This window comes from Methylotenera sp. N17 (assembly GCF_000799155.1).
Taxonomy (GTDB): Bacteria; Pseudomonadota; Gammaproteobacteria; order Burkholderiales; family Methylophilaceae; genus Methylophilus.
On the sequence record NZ_JUGE01000001.1, the window covers coordinates 2,058,705 to 2,077,195 of the forward strand.

At 45.5% G+C, this 18,491-nt stretch carries 17 protein-coding genes; 8 read left to right on the forward strand and 9 right to left on the reverse strand.

The window, feature by feature from the left end; translation table 11 throughout:
* Nucleotides 1-206 precede the first annotated feature (206 nt).
* From FG11_RS09760 to FG11_RS09770, 3 genes are all read right to left on the reverse strand, one after another.
* A complete protein-coding gene (locus FG11_RS09760) occupies nt 207-1,298 on the reverse strand; it encodes a hypothetical protein (RefSeq protein ID WP_047534720.1) in 1,092 nt (363 codons plus the stop codon).
* A 257-nt stretch (nt 1,299-1,555) separates the two neighbouring features.
* Nucleotides 1,556-3,541, reverse strand: a complete 1,986-nt coding sequence (gene tkt / locus FG11_RS09765) for a transketolase (protein WP_020182902.1) — start codon at nt 3,539-3,541, stop codon at nt 1,556-1,558.
* A 259-nt stretch (nt 3,542-3,800) separates the two neighbouring features.
* Nucleotides 3,801-4,589, reverse strand: coding sequence for an SDR family oxidoreductase (locus FG11_RS09770; protein ID WP_020182903.1), 789 nt, complete (start codon nt 4,587-4,589; stop codon nt 3,801-3,803).
* A 135-nt stretch (nt 4,590-4,724) separates the two neighbouring features.
* On the opposite strand from FG11_RS09770, the gene FG11_RS09775 reads away from it, so the two are divergent.
* Together FG11_RS09775 and FG11_RS09780 are read left to right on the forward strand one after the other, a co-directional pair.
* Complete coding sequence (locus FG11_RS09775) at nt 4,725-5,666, forward strand: LysR family transcriptional regulator (protein WP_047534722.1); 942 nt, start codon at nt 4,725-4,727, stop codon at nt 5,664-5,666.
* Between the two features lie 124 nt (nt 5,667-5,790).
* The gene (locus tag FG11_RS09780; RefSeq protein ID WP_047534726.1) at nt 5,791-6,099 is read left to right on the forward strand and encodes a BON domain-containing protein; all 309 of its coding nucleotides are present in this window, start codon (nt 5,791-5,793) and stop codon (nt 6,097-6,099) included.
* A gap of 87 nt (nt 6,100-6,186) precedes the next feature.
* Here the strand turns inward: FG11_RS09780 and FG11_RS09785 are convergent, their stop codons facing one another.
* The 3 genes from FG11_RS09785 to FG11_RS09795 all read right to left on the reverse strand — a co-directional run bounded on the left by FG11_RS09785 (nt 6,187) and on the right by FG11_RS09795 (nt 9,115).
* Nucleotides 6,187-7,218, reverse strand: coding sequence for a Gfo/Idh/MocA family protein (locus FG11_RS09785; RefSeq protein ID WP_047534727.1), 1,032 nt, complete (start codon nt 7,216-7,218; stop codon nt 6,187-6,189).
* Between the two features lie 120 nt (nt 7,219-7,338).
* The gene (locus FG11_RS09790) at nt 7,339-8,337 is read right to left on the reverse strand and encodes a HEAT repeat domain-containing protein (protein ID WP_020182907.1); all 999 of its coding nucleotides are present in this window, start codon (nt 8,335-8,337) and stop codon (nt 7,339-7,341) included.
* 226 nt (nt 8,338-8,563) lie between these two features.
* The gene (locus FG11_RS09795; protein ID WP_047534730.1) at nt 8,564-9,115 is read right to left on the reverse strand and encodes a thioredoxin family protein; all 552 of its coding nucleotides are present in this window, start codon (nt 9,113-9,115) and stop codon (nt 8,564-8,566) included.
* 201 nt (nt 9,116-9,316) lie between these two features.
* Here FG11_RS09795 and FG11_RS09800 point away from each other — a divergent pair, with 201 nt between their 5' ends.
* From FG11_RS09800 to FG11_RS09825, 6 genes are all read left to right on the forward strand, one after another.
* Nucleotides 9,317-10,051, forward strand: coding sequence for a 16S rRNA (uracil(1498)-N(3))-methyltransferase (locus FG11_RS09800; RefSeq protein WP_047534733.1), 735 nt, complete (start codon nt 9,317-9,319; stop codon nt 10,049-10,051).
* 88 nt (nt 10,052-10,139) lie between these two features.
* Complete coding sequence (argA, locus tag FG11_RS09805; protein ID WP_047534737.1) at nt 10,140-11,726, forward strand: amino-acid N-acetyltransferase; 1,587 nt, start codon at nt 10,140-10,142, stop codon at nt 11,724-11,726.
* Nucleotides 11,727-11,772: 46 nt separating this feature from the next.
* On the forward strand, nt 11,773-12,657 hold the full coding sequence (gene argB, locus FG11_RS09810) for an acetylglutamate kinase (protein WP_020182911.1): 885 nt from the start codon (nt 11,773-11,775) through the stop codon (nt 12,655-12,657).
* Between the two features lie 124 nt (nt 12,658-12,781).
* Entirely contained in the window at nt 12,782-13,414 is a 633-nt protein-coding gene (locus tag FG11_RS09815; RefSeq protein WP_047534740.1) for a pyrimidine 5'-nucleotidase, read from the forward strand.
* Between the two features lie 64 nt (nt 13,415-13,478).
* Nucleotides 13,479-14,057 (forward strand): nucleoid occlusion factor SlmA, encoded by a 579-nt coding sequence (gene slmA, locus FG11_RS09820; protein ID WP_047534742.1) that lies wholly within the window; start codon nt 13,479-13,481, stop codon nt 14,055-14,057.
* Nucleotides 14,058-14,100: 43 nt separating this feature from the next.
* On the forward strand, nt 14,101-14,325 hold the full coding sequence (locus tag FG11_RS09825) for a DUF2788 domain-containing protein (protein WP_020182914.1): 225 nt from the start codon (nt 14,101-14,103) through the stop codon (nt 14,323-14,325).
* Here the strand turns inward: FG11_RS09825 and FG11_RS09830 are convergent.
* Genes FG11_RS09830 through FG11_RS09840 form a run of 3 tightly spaced genes read right to left on the reverse strand, consistent with a single transcriptional unit; the run spans nt 14,322 to nt 18,421 of the window.
* Entirely contained in the window at nt 14,322-15,530 is a 1,209-nt protein-coding gene (locus tag FG11_RS09830; protein WP_020182915.1) for a multifunctional CCA addition/repair protein, read from the reverse strand. The two genes, FG11_RS09825 and FG11_RS09830, sit on opposite strands and share 4 nt — an antisense overlap.
* 24 nt (nt 15,531-15,554) lie before the next feature.
* On the reverse strand, nt 15,555-16,514 hold the full coding sequence (locus FG11_RS09835) for a complex I NDUFA9 subunit family protein (RefSeq protein ID WP_020182916.1): 960 nt from the start codon (nt 16,512-16,514) through the stop codon (nt 15,555-15,557).
* Nucleotides 16,515-16,522: 8 nt separating this feature from the next.
* A complete protein-coding gene (locus FG11_RS09840; RefSeq protein WP_047534745.1) occupies nt 16,523-18,421 on the reverse strand; it encodes a lytic transglycosylase domain-containing protein in 1,899 nt (632 codons plus the stop codon).
* Nucleotides 18,422-18,491: the final 70 nt, after the last annotated feature.

Genomic DNA, 18,491 nt, shown 5'->3' on the forward strand with positions numbered 1-18,491 from the left:
GTAACTCCGCTAGCATGGCTACTCAGTACTATTTAGTTTCAACTATCTTTTTAGATGTGTTTATAGAGTCAAGATTTTCTGAGTTAAGCTTGGCAACATTATTAATATAATAATTCCTAATACGATTAATCGATTGCTGATCGTACTTAATCATAACGTTATTGTTGGTGATTTCCATCCTTGAATTTTGAACAGGGGTCTTAGTATCACTCATTACCATATACCTCCAAACATTCCTTGTATGTTTTCGATCCAATAGAAAAGTTCAACTTCAAAACAATAAGTAAGGATATTAAGTCTGCAAACTGATACATCACATTAACATCTATATTTTTCGGTTCTAAAACATCATTATGGTCAAAATAATGCGTATCTGTATGATCAATAATTATAATACCAAGAATTGTGCGCCCATCTTCTCTAAGTTGCAACAAGTTAACAAATCCCTTGTTTAACTTACTCTTTACTGCATGCGCTCTAAATGTTATAGGTATTGCCAAGTGTGACTTGTAACTATTATCAATAGTTAGCTTATTACTTTTAAAACATCTTTTCCAATTCCGGTCTAGGTCAGGCTTACCACTGAACAATCTATAAATACGCTGTGGTATTCTTTTTTTCCAGACCTTCCAAGAGTACAGGCCCATGGTCTGATTAATCTTAAGAATATCCAAGCCTGCATGTTTATATTCACTATCTTTAAGTGCGGTAAATATTATGTTGTTATCTAGGTAAGGCGTGCCGCTAGCTATCACTTTAGAAAATATTGTGTAATCTTCAGGATCTTTCGGCTCATCCGTATAGTCCCCATCAGGTAGCAAGTTTATAAGTTTGTTTTCATCATTCTGAATGTGAATATAAACCCGAGGGAGTCGAGATGAATATCGTGTTTTCAAAAAATAATCTTTAATATGCTCAGTGATACCTCCTAGAAGCTTGGAGTAATCAAAATCCAAGATTTCATTTAACTCTTTAAATAATCTCTTAACCTCTTCGTTGTTTTTAGCTAAAGATTGGTCAGCACTTTTCTTTTGTATACTTACTGCACTCTTCAGTTGTAAATGCTTTTGTGTTAAATCAAAATGGAAACTTGCATACTCAATTTGAAAGTTACAAAACGCCTTCCTTAACTGAAATGTAACTCGATCCGTTTTTGCTGAAATAGCCGATGAGAAGATTGCAGCAACTATTTGTTTAAGTAATTCCTTTATTAATACTCTATATATCAGACCTAATAATAAAAGAATGATTCCCCCCGTAACCAACGGATTAGGAATGAAGTTTATTAAATTTTGCATAGTATTATGGATATCGCCCCGAGCCTTTATTATTAATTAATTTATCATCTAGATGGCATCTGCAAAGAAATATTAGCCTCTAATAATGCTAAAAACAATACAAAGACATAAAGACCCTCAAGTAGTAAATAACAAAGTACATATTTACAGAGTTATCACTTTATATTTACAAACCCCGACCGAGTAGATTAGACACCCTCAGATGTAAAAAAACCGCCTCTCTAAGAGGCGGTTTTTTGTGCAGCTAATGTTCTAGATTACAGAACAGACTTAACTGTATTCACTACATTTTCAACTGTGAAGCCGAAGTGTTTGAACAGTGCGCCGCCTGGAGCAGATTCGCCGAAGGTATCGATACCAACTACTGCACCCTCTAAACCTACATATTTACGCCAGAAGTCTGGGTGAGCAGCTTCAACAGCCACGCGTACAACGCCTGGTGTCAGAACGCTGTCTTTGTAAGCTTGGTCTTGACGGTCATATACGTTTGTAGATGGCATAGAAACCACACGCACTTTAGTACCGGCAGCATTCAACTCAGCAGCAGCTTTCACAGCCAAATCTAACTCAGAACCGTTAGCAATGATGATCACGTCTGCCTTACCTGCAACGTCAGAGAACACATAGCCACCTTTGCGGATTGCAGCAAAGTCTTTAGCATCGTGTTTAACGCCTGGCAAGTTTTGACGTGAAAGCACCAAGCTGGTTGGGCCTTCTGCACGTTCAACTGCTGCAACCCATGCAATGGTTGTTTCTGTCGCATCAGCTGGGCGCCATACATCCATACGTGGGATGTAACGTAAGCCAGATGTGTTTTCTACTGGTTGGTGCGTAGGACCGTCTTCACCTTGGCCGATAGAGTCATGTGTCAATACGTAGATGACGCGTTGATGCATCAATGCAGACATACGCATGCCGTTTTTCATGTAGTCAGAGAACATGTGGAAGGTACCGCCGAATGGCAATAAACCACCGTGCAATGCAACACCGTTCATGATGGCTGCCATACCGAACTCACGTACGCCGTAAGAGATATAGTTACCTGGCTCTTTACCACTGACGTGTTTGAAGCTAGCCGCCGCTGTTAAGTTAGAACCTGTTAAGTCAGCAGAACCGCCTAAGAACTCTGGCAATAATGGGGCTAATGCAGTAATTGCATTTTGTGATGCTTTACGTGAAGCAACACCTTCAGCTTTTTCGTTGATAGCAGCGATGATTTTGTCTGTTTCTGCTTTCCAGTTAGCTGGCAGCTCATTGCTCATACGGCGTTTGAACTCTGCAGCTTCTGCTGGGAATGCTTTAGCGTAAGCGTCAAACTTAGCGTTCCAATCAGATTCGCGTTTAGCGCCTTTGTCTTTTTGGTTCCAACCAGCGTATACATCTTCTGGAATCACGAATGGCTCTGCACTCCAACCGATTTCCGCACGTGTAGCTGCAACTTCGGCTTCGCCTAATGCAGAACCGTGGCAATCGTGTGAACCGGATTTGTTTGGAGAACCTTTACCAATGATTGTTTTACAGCAAATCAATGATGGTTTGTCTGTTACTTTTTTAGCTGCTTCGATGGCTTTTTGAATTGCATCTGCATCGTGACCATCTACAGACTGAACGTGCCAGCCGTAAGCAGTGAAACGACCTGCAGTGTCATCGGTGTACCAGCCTTCGATATGACCGTCGATAGAAATACCGTTGTCATCCCAGAATGCAACCAATTTACCTAAGCCCCATGTACCTGCCAATGCGCAAGCCTCATGAGAAACGCCTTCCATCATACAACCGTCGCCCAAGAACACGTATGTGTAGTGGTCAACAATGTCGTGGCCAGGTTTGTTGAATTGGCTAGCCAATAATTTCTCAGCCATTGCAAAACCAACACCGTTTGCAATCCCTTGGCCTAATGGACCAGTCGTTGTTTCAATGCCTTCTGCATATCCGTATTCTGGGTGACCAGCACATTGTGAGTGCAATTGACGGAATGTTTTGATTTGTTCCATTGGCAGGTTGTAGCCTGTCAAATGCAACAATGAGTAAATCAACATGGAGCCATGGCCGTTAGACAACACGAAGCGGTCACGATTTGCCCATTTTGGGTTGTTTGGGTTGTGGCTCAAATTGTGGTTCCACAACACTTCTGCAATTTCTGCCATGCCCATAGGCGCGCCTGGGTGGCCGGAATTTGCTTTTTGTACTGCATCCATTGATAACGCACGGATGGCGTTGGCTAGATCGTTACGCGTTGCCATTGTAGTCTCCCGAAAAATTAGTAACTTGAGGTCTTATAGTTAATGCAATAAAACCTTGCTTGAATTCTTAAAAAAGCGGTGATGAATAACCACTTTTTTGCAAAGGCTAAATTATTGCTTAGATAGGCAATTTGGGCAAGCAGAACATCAGTGATTGACGTAGAAGAATTGCTCCCAAAGACGCATATTGCTGTACACCAATGCATTACTCCCGCCATAGATATGGTCGGGAGCTAATGTAAATTTTAATAATATGCACTTATGTTCTATTTATGGATAAACCACCATCTACTAATGATGCTGTGCCGGTCACAAATGAGGCGTCATCGGAAGCCAGATAGAGTACTGATTGCGCAATCTCTTCTGGCTTGCCCACGCGTTTAAGTGCGTGCATACCAGTTAAAAATGCCTGTGCTTCTGCGGTATTGTTTTTCTCGCGATACATATCAGTATCTACAGCACCTGGCAACACAGCATTCACTCTCACGCCTTTAGGGCCATACTCGGTTGCCAACGCCTGTGTTAGCCCAATCAAGCCTGCTTTGCTCGCAGCGTAAGCTGCAAACTCAGGAAAAGCAGCGCTATAGCCCACAAACGTAGAGGTGAAAATGATAGAGCCGCCGCCTTGTTTAACCATTTCCGGAATTTGATATTTAGCCCCTAAAAATGCACTGGTTAAGTTGATTGCCAATGTCTCGTTCCAGCCTTGTTGTGAGACTTCATGTGTGGCACCGATCTCACCCAATGTGCCTGCATTATTAAAAGCAATATCTAGCTTGCCAAAACTTTGAACCGTGAGCGCTACCAGCGATTTGGCAAACGCTTCTGATTGCACATCTCCCGCAAATGCGATGGCCTCACCGCCATCTGCCACGATTTCTGCCACCAGCGCAGCCAACTCTGCCTCACGCCGTGCGGCCACCACTACTTTTGCGCCATGGCTGGCAAATAATTTTGCAGTGGTGCGGCCAATTCCTGAACTTGCGCCGGTCACAATGGCGACTTTACCTGCAAGACGTTGATAAGTGTTATTTGTAGCGTTTGTCATGATGAACTCCTTAAATTAAATGAATGATGTATTGCAACGACGAGTTCAGTATGCATGTTTGATTTGATTAAAAATAGCCACTAATAATTACAAATACTTTATACTAAAAGTATAAGATTGATTGGGCTATCCGCCATGGAAACATTAAGTAGCATTGAGTCATTTGTACGCAGCGCCGAGCTTGGAAGCTTTTCTGCCGCAGCACGCAGATTGAGTCTTACCCCAGGTGGCGTGAGTAAAAATGTAGCTAAGCTAGAGGCAGATTTAGGCGTCAGGTTATTTCACCGTAGCACCCGTAGCTTGACGCTCACCGAAGCTGGGGAGCAATTTCTAGCACAAGTGGCGAGTGGATTGGATGCCATTCAATCAGCCATTGCTAGTACGAGCACTGTGGCTGGGCAGCCTGCGGGCACGTTAAAAGTGGGGATGGCAATGGCTTTTGGACGCGACCATATTTTGCCTTTACTCGGGCAGTTTTTGGAGCGCTACCCAGCCATCAAACCTGATTGGCGCTTTGATAATCGTCAGGTCGATTTAATTGGCGAAGGCTTTGATGCGGCGATTGGCGGCGGGATCGATATTGCCCCCGGCGTTGTAGTCAGGGAGCTGGCTAAAATTCACTTAATACTTGTCGCCTCACCACAATATCTCGCGCGTAAGTTCATCCCTAAATCACCGACTGATTTACAGCAGCTTGATGCACTGATCCGATACTCTCAAACAACCAATCGCACTACGCCCTGGCATCTTAAATCAACGTCAGGTGAGCAAGTAAGCATAGAGCTTCCGCCACGTATTACATTGAATGATCCCGAAATGTTATGCAATAGCGCAATCGCCGGACTAGGTATTGCGCATGTCCCGATGCCACATGCATTACGACACTTGGAAAATGGCGCTTTGGTGCGAGTCTTGCCCGAGTGGTATACAGAAGCTGGCGCTATTTGCTTATATTTTGCAGCAAAAAAACTCATGCCAGCCAAAACCAGAGTATTTGTAGATTTTATTGTAGAGATGTTTCGGTCTCAACAGCTTGCTGAAAAGTGGTCAGCTATCCGCACTCAGCCGTCACTGTAGTCCAACGTCAGCCAATTCTTACGGCAATATCAGTCATTTTCTTATTCTGCTTACCGTTCTATCGCCGTACATTGGCACTGTGTTTTACACACTATCTTTTTGAACCGTTAGAAAAGGAACTATCATGAAATTAAATTTGAAAAAACTTTTGATTGCAAGCGCATTAACCATGCCTTTGATTGCTTTAGCTGCGGATGGCGATCCTGTCTCAACCAAGTTGAGTGATTCTGTGATTACAGCAAAAGTAAAAGCAGAGTTTGCAAAAGATAAAACCGTGAGTGCAACAGACATTAAAGTTGAAACAGATAGCAAAGGCTTAGTTCAGCTTTCCGGTACAGCTAAATCACAAGTTGAAGCAGAACAAGCGGTGAAAATTGCCAAAAACACCAAAGGTGTAACTGCAGTTAAAAACGATATTGTTGTGATCCAATAGTTACTATTGAATGGGTATTGTAATACGGAGAGGGTGAAACCACTTACGGGGCCATGTGCCCCGTCTTTTTTACGTAGCTACAGAGTTTTATGCACCTAATGCGGCTAATACCATTTCAATCGCACGACAATTGCCTTTGGCATCATCAAACGTAAGTAAGGGCGCGCGCTTATTCAACACGCAATCGCTAAAGTGCTCAATTTCCAAATTAAAGTGATTGGCTTTGGGTAGTACTAGTGTTTCCGTCTTACCGCCTGCTTCCCAGCTCACTATTGGATCATCCGTTGGGTAAGCCCACATATTGTGGCACTTGATCCAACCTTTATCCCCAATGATTTCGTATTCCGCTTTGCGGCCACGCTCAAAACTCACATCAAAATGACCATAACGTGCGCGACCTTGTGCATCCGCGCCAAAATCCAAAATGCCACTCGCCACTACATCAGCACCATGCTCGTTGAGCTTGCCGTAAGCCACGACTTTTTTCGGCTCAGCAGGTACACCGTTTTGGGCGCTATTGTTCAAACCCATCGCCCAGCGTAAAGCATGAATCGCATAAGGTCCAATATCCCACATCGCACCGCCACCATCCACCATGCTTCTAGTGATACGGTACATACGTGCTGGTTGCATTAGAAAGGAGAAACTGGCGCGACAGGAAAGCACATCGCCAATCAGCCCACTGTCAATCAACGCTTTGATCTTGGCATGTTGCGGATGAAAGCGATACATAAAGCCCTCCATCACTGTCACGCCCATGGCTCTAGCCGCTGCTTCAATCGCACCAATATCTGCCAATTGAGTAGTCATCGGCTTTTCAATCAGCACATGCTTGCCCGCTTGAATGGCCCTGAACGCCCACTCGGCATGCTCCTCATTCGACATCGGGCAATAGATGGCTTCCACATTGCTATCGGCAATTAAACTATCTAAATCGTCATAATAAGTCACACCATCTGTGCCCGGCTTATATTTTTCCAGCGTGGCTTTGGCGGCACCTGCACGTCTGCTTGCAATCGCCACCAATTGCGAATTGGGTGCTTCTACGATAGCGGGAAGTAAGCGCTCATTAACACGTGCAGCCCCGAGAATACCCCATTTAACTTTTTGGTTATCCATGACAACTCTCCATAAAACTTCCCCATCTCAAGAAAAACCAGTCTGCATGTCTCAAAAACTTCAAATGGAGTCAAACGTTACTTGACTCCATAGAATTAAGACTTACATACACACGCCGCCCTACAAGTACAACGCTAAAATCTCTTTAGTCCAATTTGCTTCTTTATCAGTACGATTTTGTATCAATGCCCACTGATCTTGCAAATAAGCGCGGGTTTCAGCTGTATCGATATCTCCCAATGCTTTTAGTGCCATTGCACGATCCTGCCATAGGCCTGCTTTTGATGCATAGAGTTTTTTAAGAAAATCAACTTGATCAGACGCTTTTAAGATACCAAGAGATGAAATTGCAGCCAGGCGCACATATTCGTTTGAGTGCACACTATATTTCACCAACTCCGGAATTGCGAGCGCATTGTTACCAAAACCAAGTTGGTAGACATCCAGATAAGCGCCACCTTCATCAGCACCGCTGCTTTGATTGATCTTTTGTACTAAACTTTGCACTTGATCATCGCTGATTGCACTGTTAAACAACTGCTGGTTAAGCTTGGCTGCAAACTCCTTTGTTAACAAACCAAGTGGGGCGTTATATGTTGGATCAATGATTTCATCGAAACTCCAGACAGGCACTTTACCACGCTTGATATAAGCGGTTACCCGTCGTGGGCCTTGTGGTGTTTCCACCTCAGCACGTAACGATGTAAATGTTACAAAAGGAGAAAAGCCATTAGACCGATAATTTTCGATATGCAGTCGTTTAATCAATATACTAGTAGCCGCTGTCGGCTCAGTAGCCAATGTCACCGGCAACCCTCTAGCTGCCATTTCTTTTACAGTATGTTGCGCAATCCACGGTATCGCATCAAATGGTTTGTTATCGTAAACCATTTGCATAGGAATGGTACCGCCTAGAAGCTTTGCTTTATCAGATGCGGCCTGGTCGTCTTTAAAGAAAAGTGCTGTTTGTTTAACTGCTTCAACCTGATGTGAAGCATTAGATGGTGAAGGATCTTTGATGGGCACCTTCATATTGAGAGCACAGCCTGACAATAAAAGTAGCGACATCATGGTAAGCATCAAAGAGCTGGATTTGTAGATATTTTTAAACGCATGCATAGTTGGGTCCTTTAGTATTTTTATTAAGTGTTTAAGCAATCGCCGCCTAGCCTCCTTACGACTGCGCTCACATTATAGGGACTGCAATGCAAACAATCTACCAACCTAACAGTGCGACAGTTACAGCATGAGCTCTTCTGAGCTTGGCACATCCACATGCCAATTATCCCAGTAGGTAAACTAAAAACTTAAACAATACTGCTAGGCATTCCCTGAGAAAGTTATGCTAAATTTTCCACTTAATGCTACAGCCTATACTCGCAATTTGTTCTTTTGGCCCTTGTCCAGTTTCTGCTATCAACTTCATCGCTTTGAATAGATCGCGCGCACTCTCAGGCGCGGTTTCTTTGCGGCTTTCGTCAAAGCGACCACGATATTGCAGCGCAAATTGGTTGTTAAAGCCAAAAAAATCTGGGGTACAGACTGCGTCATAGTTTTTAGCGATTTGCTGCGTTTCGTCCAACAAATAGGGGAAAGGAAATACCATTTCTTTCGCAATTGTCTGCATGTGCTCAAAGCTATCTTCGGGATAATCGGTGGGATCGTTAGACATAATGGCTACCGTGTTCACACCCAAAACTTGCAGCTCCCTAACATCTGCAATCAGGCGCGGTAGTATGGCTTTAACATAAGGGCAATGATTACAGATAAACATGACGAGCAGCCCATGTTTACCCATGACGTCATCGCGTGAAACCGATTTCCCATCCACATTCAACAGCCTAAAGTCAGGCGCTTGCCAGCCAAATTCACATACCGGTGGGTTGATACTTGCCATACTCTACTCCAATCAATCGAGACCTATGCACGCATGTCTGCACTTGTGAATACATTGTTAAAAAATAGCGAAAAATCCTCATTTACCACTTGTAAACTCCGATTTTTGCTATTTTTCGCCTCGTCTTCACTGCGTTCGCCTATGCTTGCATAGGTCTCTCAAACTATAATCAGCATGTTACCATTTTTCACTTTATGCCACATGTCACAACACCGTTTTTACTGCCCTGACAAACTTGCTGCAGATGTGACCGTATCGCTACCAGAAACCGCTGCCGCACATGCAGCACGCGTGCTGCGCATGCAAGTAGGCGATACTGCGATTTTATTTAACGGTGATGGTTTTGATTACAATTGCCAGTTCACAGCCGTTCAAAAAAACTCCGTCACCGCCAAGGTTACTTCTAGCGTAGCAATCACCAACGAATCACCGCTTGATATTCTGCTACTACAAGGCATCTCCAGTGGCGACCGCATGGATTACACCATTCAAAAAGCAGTAGAACTGGGCGTGCGTGCGATTCAACCGATTGCTACTGAACGTAGCGTAGTCAAACTAAATCAAGAACGCGCTGAAAAGCGCGTGGCGCATTGGCAACAGATTGTCATTTCTGCCTGTGAGCAATCTGGCCGTGCATATGTGCCAGAAGTTTATTCACCACTGTCGCTGAGCCAATGGCTAGCGCAACATCCGCAGCAGGCCACTTGCCGCATTTTACTTAATCCATTAGGCGCAAAACAGTTAGCTAAACTACCCAAGCCTGCTAGCCAGATTCAGCTCTTGATTGGTGCCGAGGGTGGATTAAGTGCCAATGAAATTGAAACAGCGGTCGCGCATGGATTTCAATCTATTTTACTTGGCCCGCGTGTATTACGGACAGAAACAGCCGCACTCGCTGCGATTGCCAGCATGCACACGCTGTGGGGAGATTTTTAGCTGCATTTTTTGCTTCCTATTGAAATAATTTGTATTAATTACAAATTTTATATAAAATAATTGTATTAATTACAAATTAGGTTGAGCGATGTCCATAGGCAATCAAATTCGCAGCTTGCGCAAATTACAAAATGTAACGTTACAGCAACTTGCGCAACTGACAGAGTCCGATGCAGGCAATCTCTCGCGCATTGAGCGCGGGGAGCTTGGCGTGTCAGAAGCACTGATTCGCAAAATTGCCACGGCACTTAACACGACACCGGCCATACTATTTGCTGAACAGTTGGCGGCCAATGAAAAAACAACACCCCAATTAAGCCAACAGGCGCCATATACGCTGAACAGCAGCAACACCAAAGACTTTGTGCATTGGTTCCGTTCAGCTGCGCCGTATATCCACGCATTTGGCGGCCGAACCTTCGTCATCGCATTTGGTGGCGAAGTGGTCAGCGAGCAACAGTTTATTGCACTCTCTCATGATTTAAACTTACTAGCCAGCCTAGAAGTAAGGCTGGTATTGGTGCATGGTGCGCGCCCACAAATTGAACAACGGTTGAAACGCGACAAGCTCACACCCGCTTTTCATAATGGCTTGCGCGTGACCGATGATGCCGCGATGGAGGCAGTGAAAGAAGCCAACGGCGCGGTGCGCGTAGAAATTGAAGCACTACTATCGATGGGTATTGCCAACTCACCCATGGCAGGCGCGGATATTCGCGTAGCGAGTGGTAACTTTGTGACCGCAAAACCGTTGGGGGTGTTAGATGGCGTCGATTTACAACATACCGGCGAAGTACGCAAAGTGGATGCGATTGGCATTCAAAAACGGCTGGATGATAACGAGCTGGTACTGCTATCGCCGATGGGTTACTCACCAACAGGTGAAGCATTTAACTTGAGCTTGGAAGATGTTGCAGTGAGTACCGCGATTGCACTGGATGCAGAAAAGCTCATTTTCTTAATGGACTCTGAAGGCGTGCATAACTTGCGCGGTGAATTACTGCGGGAGATGACTGCAGAAAAAGCGAAAAATCTGCTCAAAAACGTACAAGAAAGCGATGAGCCCATTCATTTTTCCGAAGACGTCAATTTTTATTTGCCGGCCGCAGTGAGTGCTTGCGAACATGGCGTGGCGCGTACACACTTGATTTCTCGTCATATTGACGGGGCAATCATCCAAGAGCTATTTACGCATAGCGGTATTGGCACCATGATTACGGAGTTACCACTTGAAACCATGCGGCAGGCCAATATTGACGATGTCGGCGGCATACTCAAGCTGATTGAACCACTTGAGAATGATGGCATTTTGGTACGCCGCGGACGCGAACGCATCGAGATGGAAATCAATCATTTCTATGTAATGGAACACGATAATCGTGCCATTGGTTGTGCCGCGTTATACCCTTTTCCAGATGAAAAAATGGCAGAATTTGCCTGCCTAGCGATTGATCCGCAATACCGCGGTGGTGGCCGTGGCGACAAACTATTCAATTATTGCCAAGCACAGGCCAAAAAACTTGGGTTCAATCAAATATTCTGCCTAACCACACGTACCGAGCACTGGTTTTTAGAACGCGGATTTATTGAAGAGTCTATCGACGAATTACCACAAGAAAAACAGGCCTTGTACAACTTCCAGCGTAAATCTAAAGTGTTTGTTAAACCGCTGTAAGATTTTTTCGATACAATCACACACATTCACTATTGCAGGAAACAACATGCTCACCCAAACCTCAGCCGCGCAAAAGGCACAAACCCTTGCAGAAGCCTTACCTTATATCAAACGCTTTTTTGATAAAACCATCGTCATCAAATACGGCGGCAACGCCATGACGGATGAACATTTAAAGCAATGTTTTGCGCAAGACGTCGTGTTGCTTAAGTTGGTAGGCATGAACCCTGTGGTGGTCCACGGCGGCGGCCCTCAAATTAATGAGATGCTAGATAAGCTGGGCAAAAAAGGTGAGTTTATTCAAGGCATGCGTGTGACCGATGAAGAAACCATGGATGTGGTAGAAATGGTTTTAGGTGGCCAGGTCAACAAAGAGATCGTGAATCTCATCAACCGCCATGGCGGCAAAGCAGTCGGCCTTACTGGGCAAGACGGCAACTTTATTCATGCGCACAAATTGCTGATGGAAGATTTAAAAGACCCCAGCAAGATGATAGACGTAGGGCAAGTGGGCGAAATTTCTGCCATTGACCCTAGTATTATCAACTTTTTAGACAGCGGCGATTTTATCCCTGTTGTAGCGCCCATTGGCGTAGGTAAAGATGGCGAAACCTACAACATCAACGCTGATGTGGTGGCCGGCAAATTGGCTGAAATTTTAAATGCAGAAAAATTGATTCTATTGACCAATACGCCTGGCGTATTGGATAAAAGCGGTGAATTACTCACTGGCCTGACACCCAAGCAAATTGACGACTTGGTCGAGGATGGCACATTATCTGGCGGCATGTTGCCGAAGATTGGCTCAGCCTTAGATGCTGCACGTAGCGGCGTAAAATCGGTACATATTATTGATGGCCGTGTAGAGCATGCGCTGCTATTGGAAGTGCTCACCGATGAAGGCGTCGGTACACTGATTAAAGCTAAGTAACTTTAACGCGCATTATTTGCGGATACTTTGTTGGCTGCCTCAGAACCTCCTTGCCGTAGTATATCTACTGGCTGCGTCAGTTGTTCGTTGTCGCTTGGCCTCAGCTACATACTGAGGCTAAACCATGCCATCTAAAGTCTATATTTTTGATTTAGACGACACACTCCACAACGCCAGCGCGCACATCTTTCCGGTCATGAACCGCGCCATGACGCAGTACATCATGGCTGAATTAAGTATGGACGAGGCTGCCGCACATGCACTGCGGCAGCATTACTGGCAGGTGTACGGCGCCACCCTCAAAGGCTTAATTCGACATCATGGTGTGAATGCACATCACTTTCTCAAAGAAACCCATGCGTTAACCAATCTGCCGAGCATGGTGATTCAGGTAAAGCGAATGAGACACTTGTTAAGACAGCTCAAAGGACGTAAGTGTGTGTTCACTAACGCACCGCGAGAATATGCGATACGCGTGCTACAACTGCTGGGCATCGACGACTGTTTTGAATTAGTATTCAGCGTTGAGTCTACCCGCTTTCATGCAAAGCCAAGTGTGCGCGGCTTTCAAATGCTACTGAACACCTTGAATGTCAATGCGCGTGATTGCGTGATGTTGGAAGACAGTTTACCGGCACTGATGACCGCCAAACGTTTGGGCATGCGTACCATTTGGGTGAGCCGTACCTTGAATAAACCAAATTTTGTGAATTATAGAATTAACTCAGTGTTAGCACTTACTGACCTTAGGCTATAATTGGCAACTAAACAAGATCATGTTCAGTACATTCACTGACAACAATAATAAGTAAGGATAATTTATGGCTTCTGATCGTAAGCAGCAAATTTTAGAAACACTTGCCAGCATGCTGGAAAACCCCAAGCGTGAAAAAATCACCACCGCCGCTTTGGCTGCGCGACTGGATGTTTCAGAGGCGGCTTTATACCGTCACTTTGCCAATAAGGCGCAAATGTTTGAGGGCTTGATTGAGTTTATCGAGAACTCTATTTTCGGGGTCATCAACAAAATCACCAGCGATGAAATGGACGGTACCAAGCAAGTACAATTAATTGTGAGCATGTTGCTACGTTTTGCAGAAAAAAATCCGGGCATGACGCGCGTACTGATTGGCGATGCACTAGTCAATGAAGATGATGCATTGCAGTTGCGTATTAATCAATTGTACGACCGCATTGAAACCAGCATTAGACAATCGCTTAAAATTGCCATTGCACAAGGCGAGAACAAGCAAGACCCAACAGCATTAGCAAACTTGATGGTGTGTTATGTCACCGGGCGTTGGCAGCAATATGCCAAAAGTGGCTTTAAACGCAAACCTTTAGAGTTTTCTACAGAACAGATTGCATTGATGCAACGTTTGATTCACTTTGTAAACTAAATACTTCAACCTTAAAACAACTCAATTTATACACTTAGCAGCTATGGACAATACGGTTTTTGGCTTTAACGAAGCACAGATCACGGAGTTTGGACTCACTTACGGCGTAGGCGGGCTGATGCTGTTGATGTTGTTCATTGTGGGGCATCTTGCATGGAAATGTAAGGCTGGCAAAACCGGTACCTTTATTTTGTTTTTAGCACTGACGTTTGGCTTATTAGGGTTTATTGCTAAATTCGCAATCCAGCATTACCTCAATATTCACTAAATAGCGTTTTCAATCGCACTTAATCTGGCATTAAACACAGCCTGTTTGATCTCTTCAGGCTGTGTAAACTGTTTGGCAATCGCCCCTGCATCCACTTGCAGTGCAGCTGTCAAAGTTTTATCGAGTAACTCCGCTTCATGAAGGGCGCAGTTTTCCAAGCCCGTTCTGCCGCGTGAGTCTGCTTCACAGGCTTGTAGAAATGATTGAAACCGTTGCGGTTGGCGTATGGCATCCAGCTCCATTAAAAAACTCAGCCGCGTAGCCGGTTTCATTTGCGTGACTGCATGTAATTTGCCATGAAATTGCGCCACCATTACTGCCAAATCGCGGCAATCATTTGGCACACGCAGCCTTGTCACCACATCTTTCAGTAGAGAAACACTACGCTGCTCATGCCCAATATGGCGCGGCAGCATATCTTGCGGTGTCGTTCCTTTGCCCAAATCATGTGTCAGCGCAGCAAAGCGCACCGGCAAGCTAAACTGTTGCTTAGCAGCATAATCCACCACCATCATGACATGCACGCCGGTATCGATTTCCGGGTGGTGTTTTTCTGGCTGCGGGACACCCCACAGGCGGGCTAACTCTGGGAAAATGCGTTCAAGCGCGCCGCACGCACGTAGCACCTCAAACATGCGGCTAGGCTTAGCTTCCATCAAACCTTTTGCCAGTTCTTGCCATACGCGCTCTGGCACCAATGCATCCACCTCGCCAGCCACCACCATGTCACGCATTAACTGCATGGTTTCCGCGGCCACAGTAAACTCTATAAACCGTGCAGCAAAACGTGCAAGGCGCAAAATACGTACAGGGTCCTCCACAAAGGCTAGACTTACATGCCGCAGCACTTTGGCTTGGATATCTTGTTGTCCGGAGAATGGGTCGATCAATGTGCCATCGGTAGCTTTTGCAATGGCATTGATGGTCAAGTCCCGTCGTGCTAAATCCTCTTCCAAGGTGACATCAGGCGCGGCATGGACGGCAAAGCCTTTGTAGCCTTTGGCTGTTTTACGCTCTGTTCTAGCAAGCGCATACTCTTCATGCGTTTTGGGGTGCAAAAAAACAGGGAAATCTTTGCCGACTGCTTTGTAGCCAGCATCTATCATGGCTTCCGGCGTGGATCCTACCACCACATAATCGCGGTCTTGGATCGGTAGTCCAAGCAGCTCATCGCGTACCGCACCCCCTACGCAGTAGATATCCATCTTGGTTAGCGTAATTAAAAACGACTAGCGTTTAGCATTAATTGCACGCCCAGCAGCACTGCGAAAACCATCGTATGCGCCACGCGGGGTTGCATTGGTTAGATACTCAGGCACGACGGCTTCTAATGGCATCAGCGATACGCCCAACTCTGATGGCAACGTTTGCAAAGTCACGCTATCCACACGCATGGAGCGCACATTATCGCGACTCATGAGTTTGACTGGCAGAAACTCCATCGCGAAGCCTTGCAAATAGGAAAGCTTATCGCTGAGCCCAATAATAGGGCGCGAAATACCCAACATTGTCATGACTTTTTGAATCAACTCACGGAAGCTATACACTTGCGGCCCACCCAATTCATAAGTCTTGCCATAGGTATCCGTATTTTCTAGCGCATTGACCATGCAACTGGTCACGTCTTCCACCCAAATTGGCTGGAATCTAGCATCTGGTTTTGCCAATACAATGACTGGCAACAGCTTCACTAGGCTTGCAAACAAGTTAAAAAAGCTATCGTGGCGGCCAAAGATAATCGAAGGTTTAAAAATAGTAATGTTCAGTTTTTTGCTGAACTCACCTACTGCGGATTCTCCCGCCGCTTTGCTACGCAGATACTGACTTGGCGCAGACTTGCTCGCTTGCAATGCACTCATATGAATCAAGCGCTCAATGCCTAACTCGCCACATACTTGCGCCAGTCTTCTTGGTAATTGATGATGGACTTGCTCAAAACTTGCACGCCCGGATTCATGCAGAATGCCTACCAGATTGATTACTGCATAACTGCCTTCCAGCATGCTTTTCAGTTTTTGCTGCTCAAAGATATCACACTGCACCACCTGTACATTAGGTAGCAATATCAGATGCTTAGCCGATTCTCGACGACGGGAGATGACAGTCACCTGATAGCCTGCCGCGTCTAACTTTGCTACTAGGCTGCTACCCACAAACCCTGATCCGCCTAATACTGTGATTTTTTTCATATGATGACCTACTCGTTCGAATTTAAATTAGAGTCTAGCTCACTGCTGTTCTTTGCAGGAATCACGCCTAAACGTTTTTTCAATGGAATACTGACCAAACCTAAGCGTTGGGTATACATATGCGCATTCGCCATGACTTTTTTAACGTAATTGCGTGTCTCACTAAACGGGATGGTCTCTGCATATATCGCACCCTCAAGCGGAATATTCCCCATCCATTTTTTTGCACGGCTTGGCCCTGCATTATAAGCCACCGTAGCCATCGTTTCTTGGCCATTAAACTGATCTGCGGTATAGCGCATGTAATAGGTACCCAAAGAAATATTAGTATCTAAATCGTGCAGCATGCCGTGATTGTAATCGCTCCAGCCCACTTTATTGGCTACCCATTTGGCAGTAGCCGGCATTATTTGCATTAAGCCAGAGGCACCCACCCCAGATTTTGCATAGTGCATAAAGCGGCTTTCTTGGCGAATGATGCCATAAACCCAGGCCTCATCTACGTTCTGCTCACTGGCAGCATCTTTCATTAAGTCCCGATACGGCGTAGGGTAGCGCAAATTAAAATTATGCACCTCTTTGGTTTGGTCTGCCGTGATCACAGCTAGGTCATACCATTTATTTCTGGCTGCGTACTCAGCAGCCACAATCAACTGTTCGTCACTCAGGTTATCGGTCGCTACAGTCCATTCCAGCTTAGCTTCCCAACGAAATGCCAATCGCTGCAAGGCTTCTGCGCGTAATACCGGCGCTAATTTTGCAAAGGCATTCACCGCAATATCATCCGGCACATACTCTATTGGCTGCGCACGCATACTGGCTTCTAGCTCCTCCTGCGCAAGCCAGCCATAAAAATGACGCTCAGTCGACAACGCGGCAAATAAGCCATTGGCTTCTAGCATCTGATTCTGCACTTTGAGCGCGCGTGCTTTCCAATAGCGCCACGTAGCCTCATCTGACTGCTCGGTTGGCATCATGGCTACCACTTCCAGCAAGCCATCCCAATTGGTTTGGCGCAATGCGGCACGCGCATACCAATCGAGCTGATCTCGCGTGAGCGCAGTATTCTCTGCCAATCTAAACCATTGATACGCCTCTGGTTCATGGCGTTGTGCGGCCAGCAAAGCTAAGCGTCCATAAAAATAGCTTTTTTGCTCTGCATTGAACAAGCCTTCTATCTTTTTGAATGCACTCAATGCCTGCGCAGAGTCTGTACGCGCCAATTGATTAAGTGCGTATAAATAAAGTTCTTTTCCGTACGCAGTTTTTTGATTGGCTGTTTTCTTCGCTATCGTTTTGGATGGGCTGGCATTAACTGCGTCAATCTGTTTTTGCAGCGCGGCATCGCCTGCCGGGCTTCTTTTAGCGATGCCTTTTGCTAATGCCACGCGGTTTTCCGCCAACGCCATGCGAAAGCGCGCCACCAAGTCTTCTTCTGTAATGACATGAGCCGCCTGCATTTTATCAAACAGCACATTACAGTTAGTAGGCTGCTCTTTGGCTTGAAACCATAAGACCTTCGCCGATTCTAGCGTTTTGCCATCATTCACGGCAGCGTTGGCCTCTGCAGCATAACAAGTGATGGCAGGGTCTTGTAACTGGTACTGCGGATAGATGTCTAAAAAAGCCGCCCAATTTTGCTGCTTAGCCAGTTTTTTGAGCCATTCACCCCTAAACCTATCAGCAAACGGGTAGCCATCGTAGCGTGTTAAAAACTCGGAGACATTGGCCTGGCTCACATCATCCAGACTTAATAGCATCAGCCAATACTCAGCATAAGGCGCTAGTACATGCTGCATGTCCTTGAGTCTATTGACGCTATCGGCGAGTGCAAAGCTATTTTTTTTATCGTAAGCAGCGCGTGCCAGCAGCACTTCGTCATCGCCAGTATCGGCGTAGACAGACATCGCATGTGATGCGAACAGCAACGTACAAAGGAGGGAGCAATAAAGAAAGTGGCGGCGTAACATATCAGGG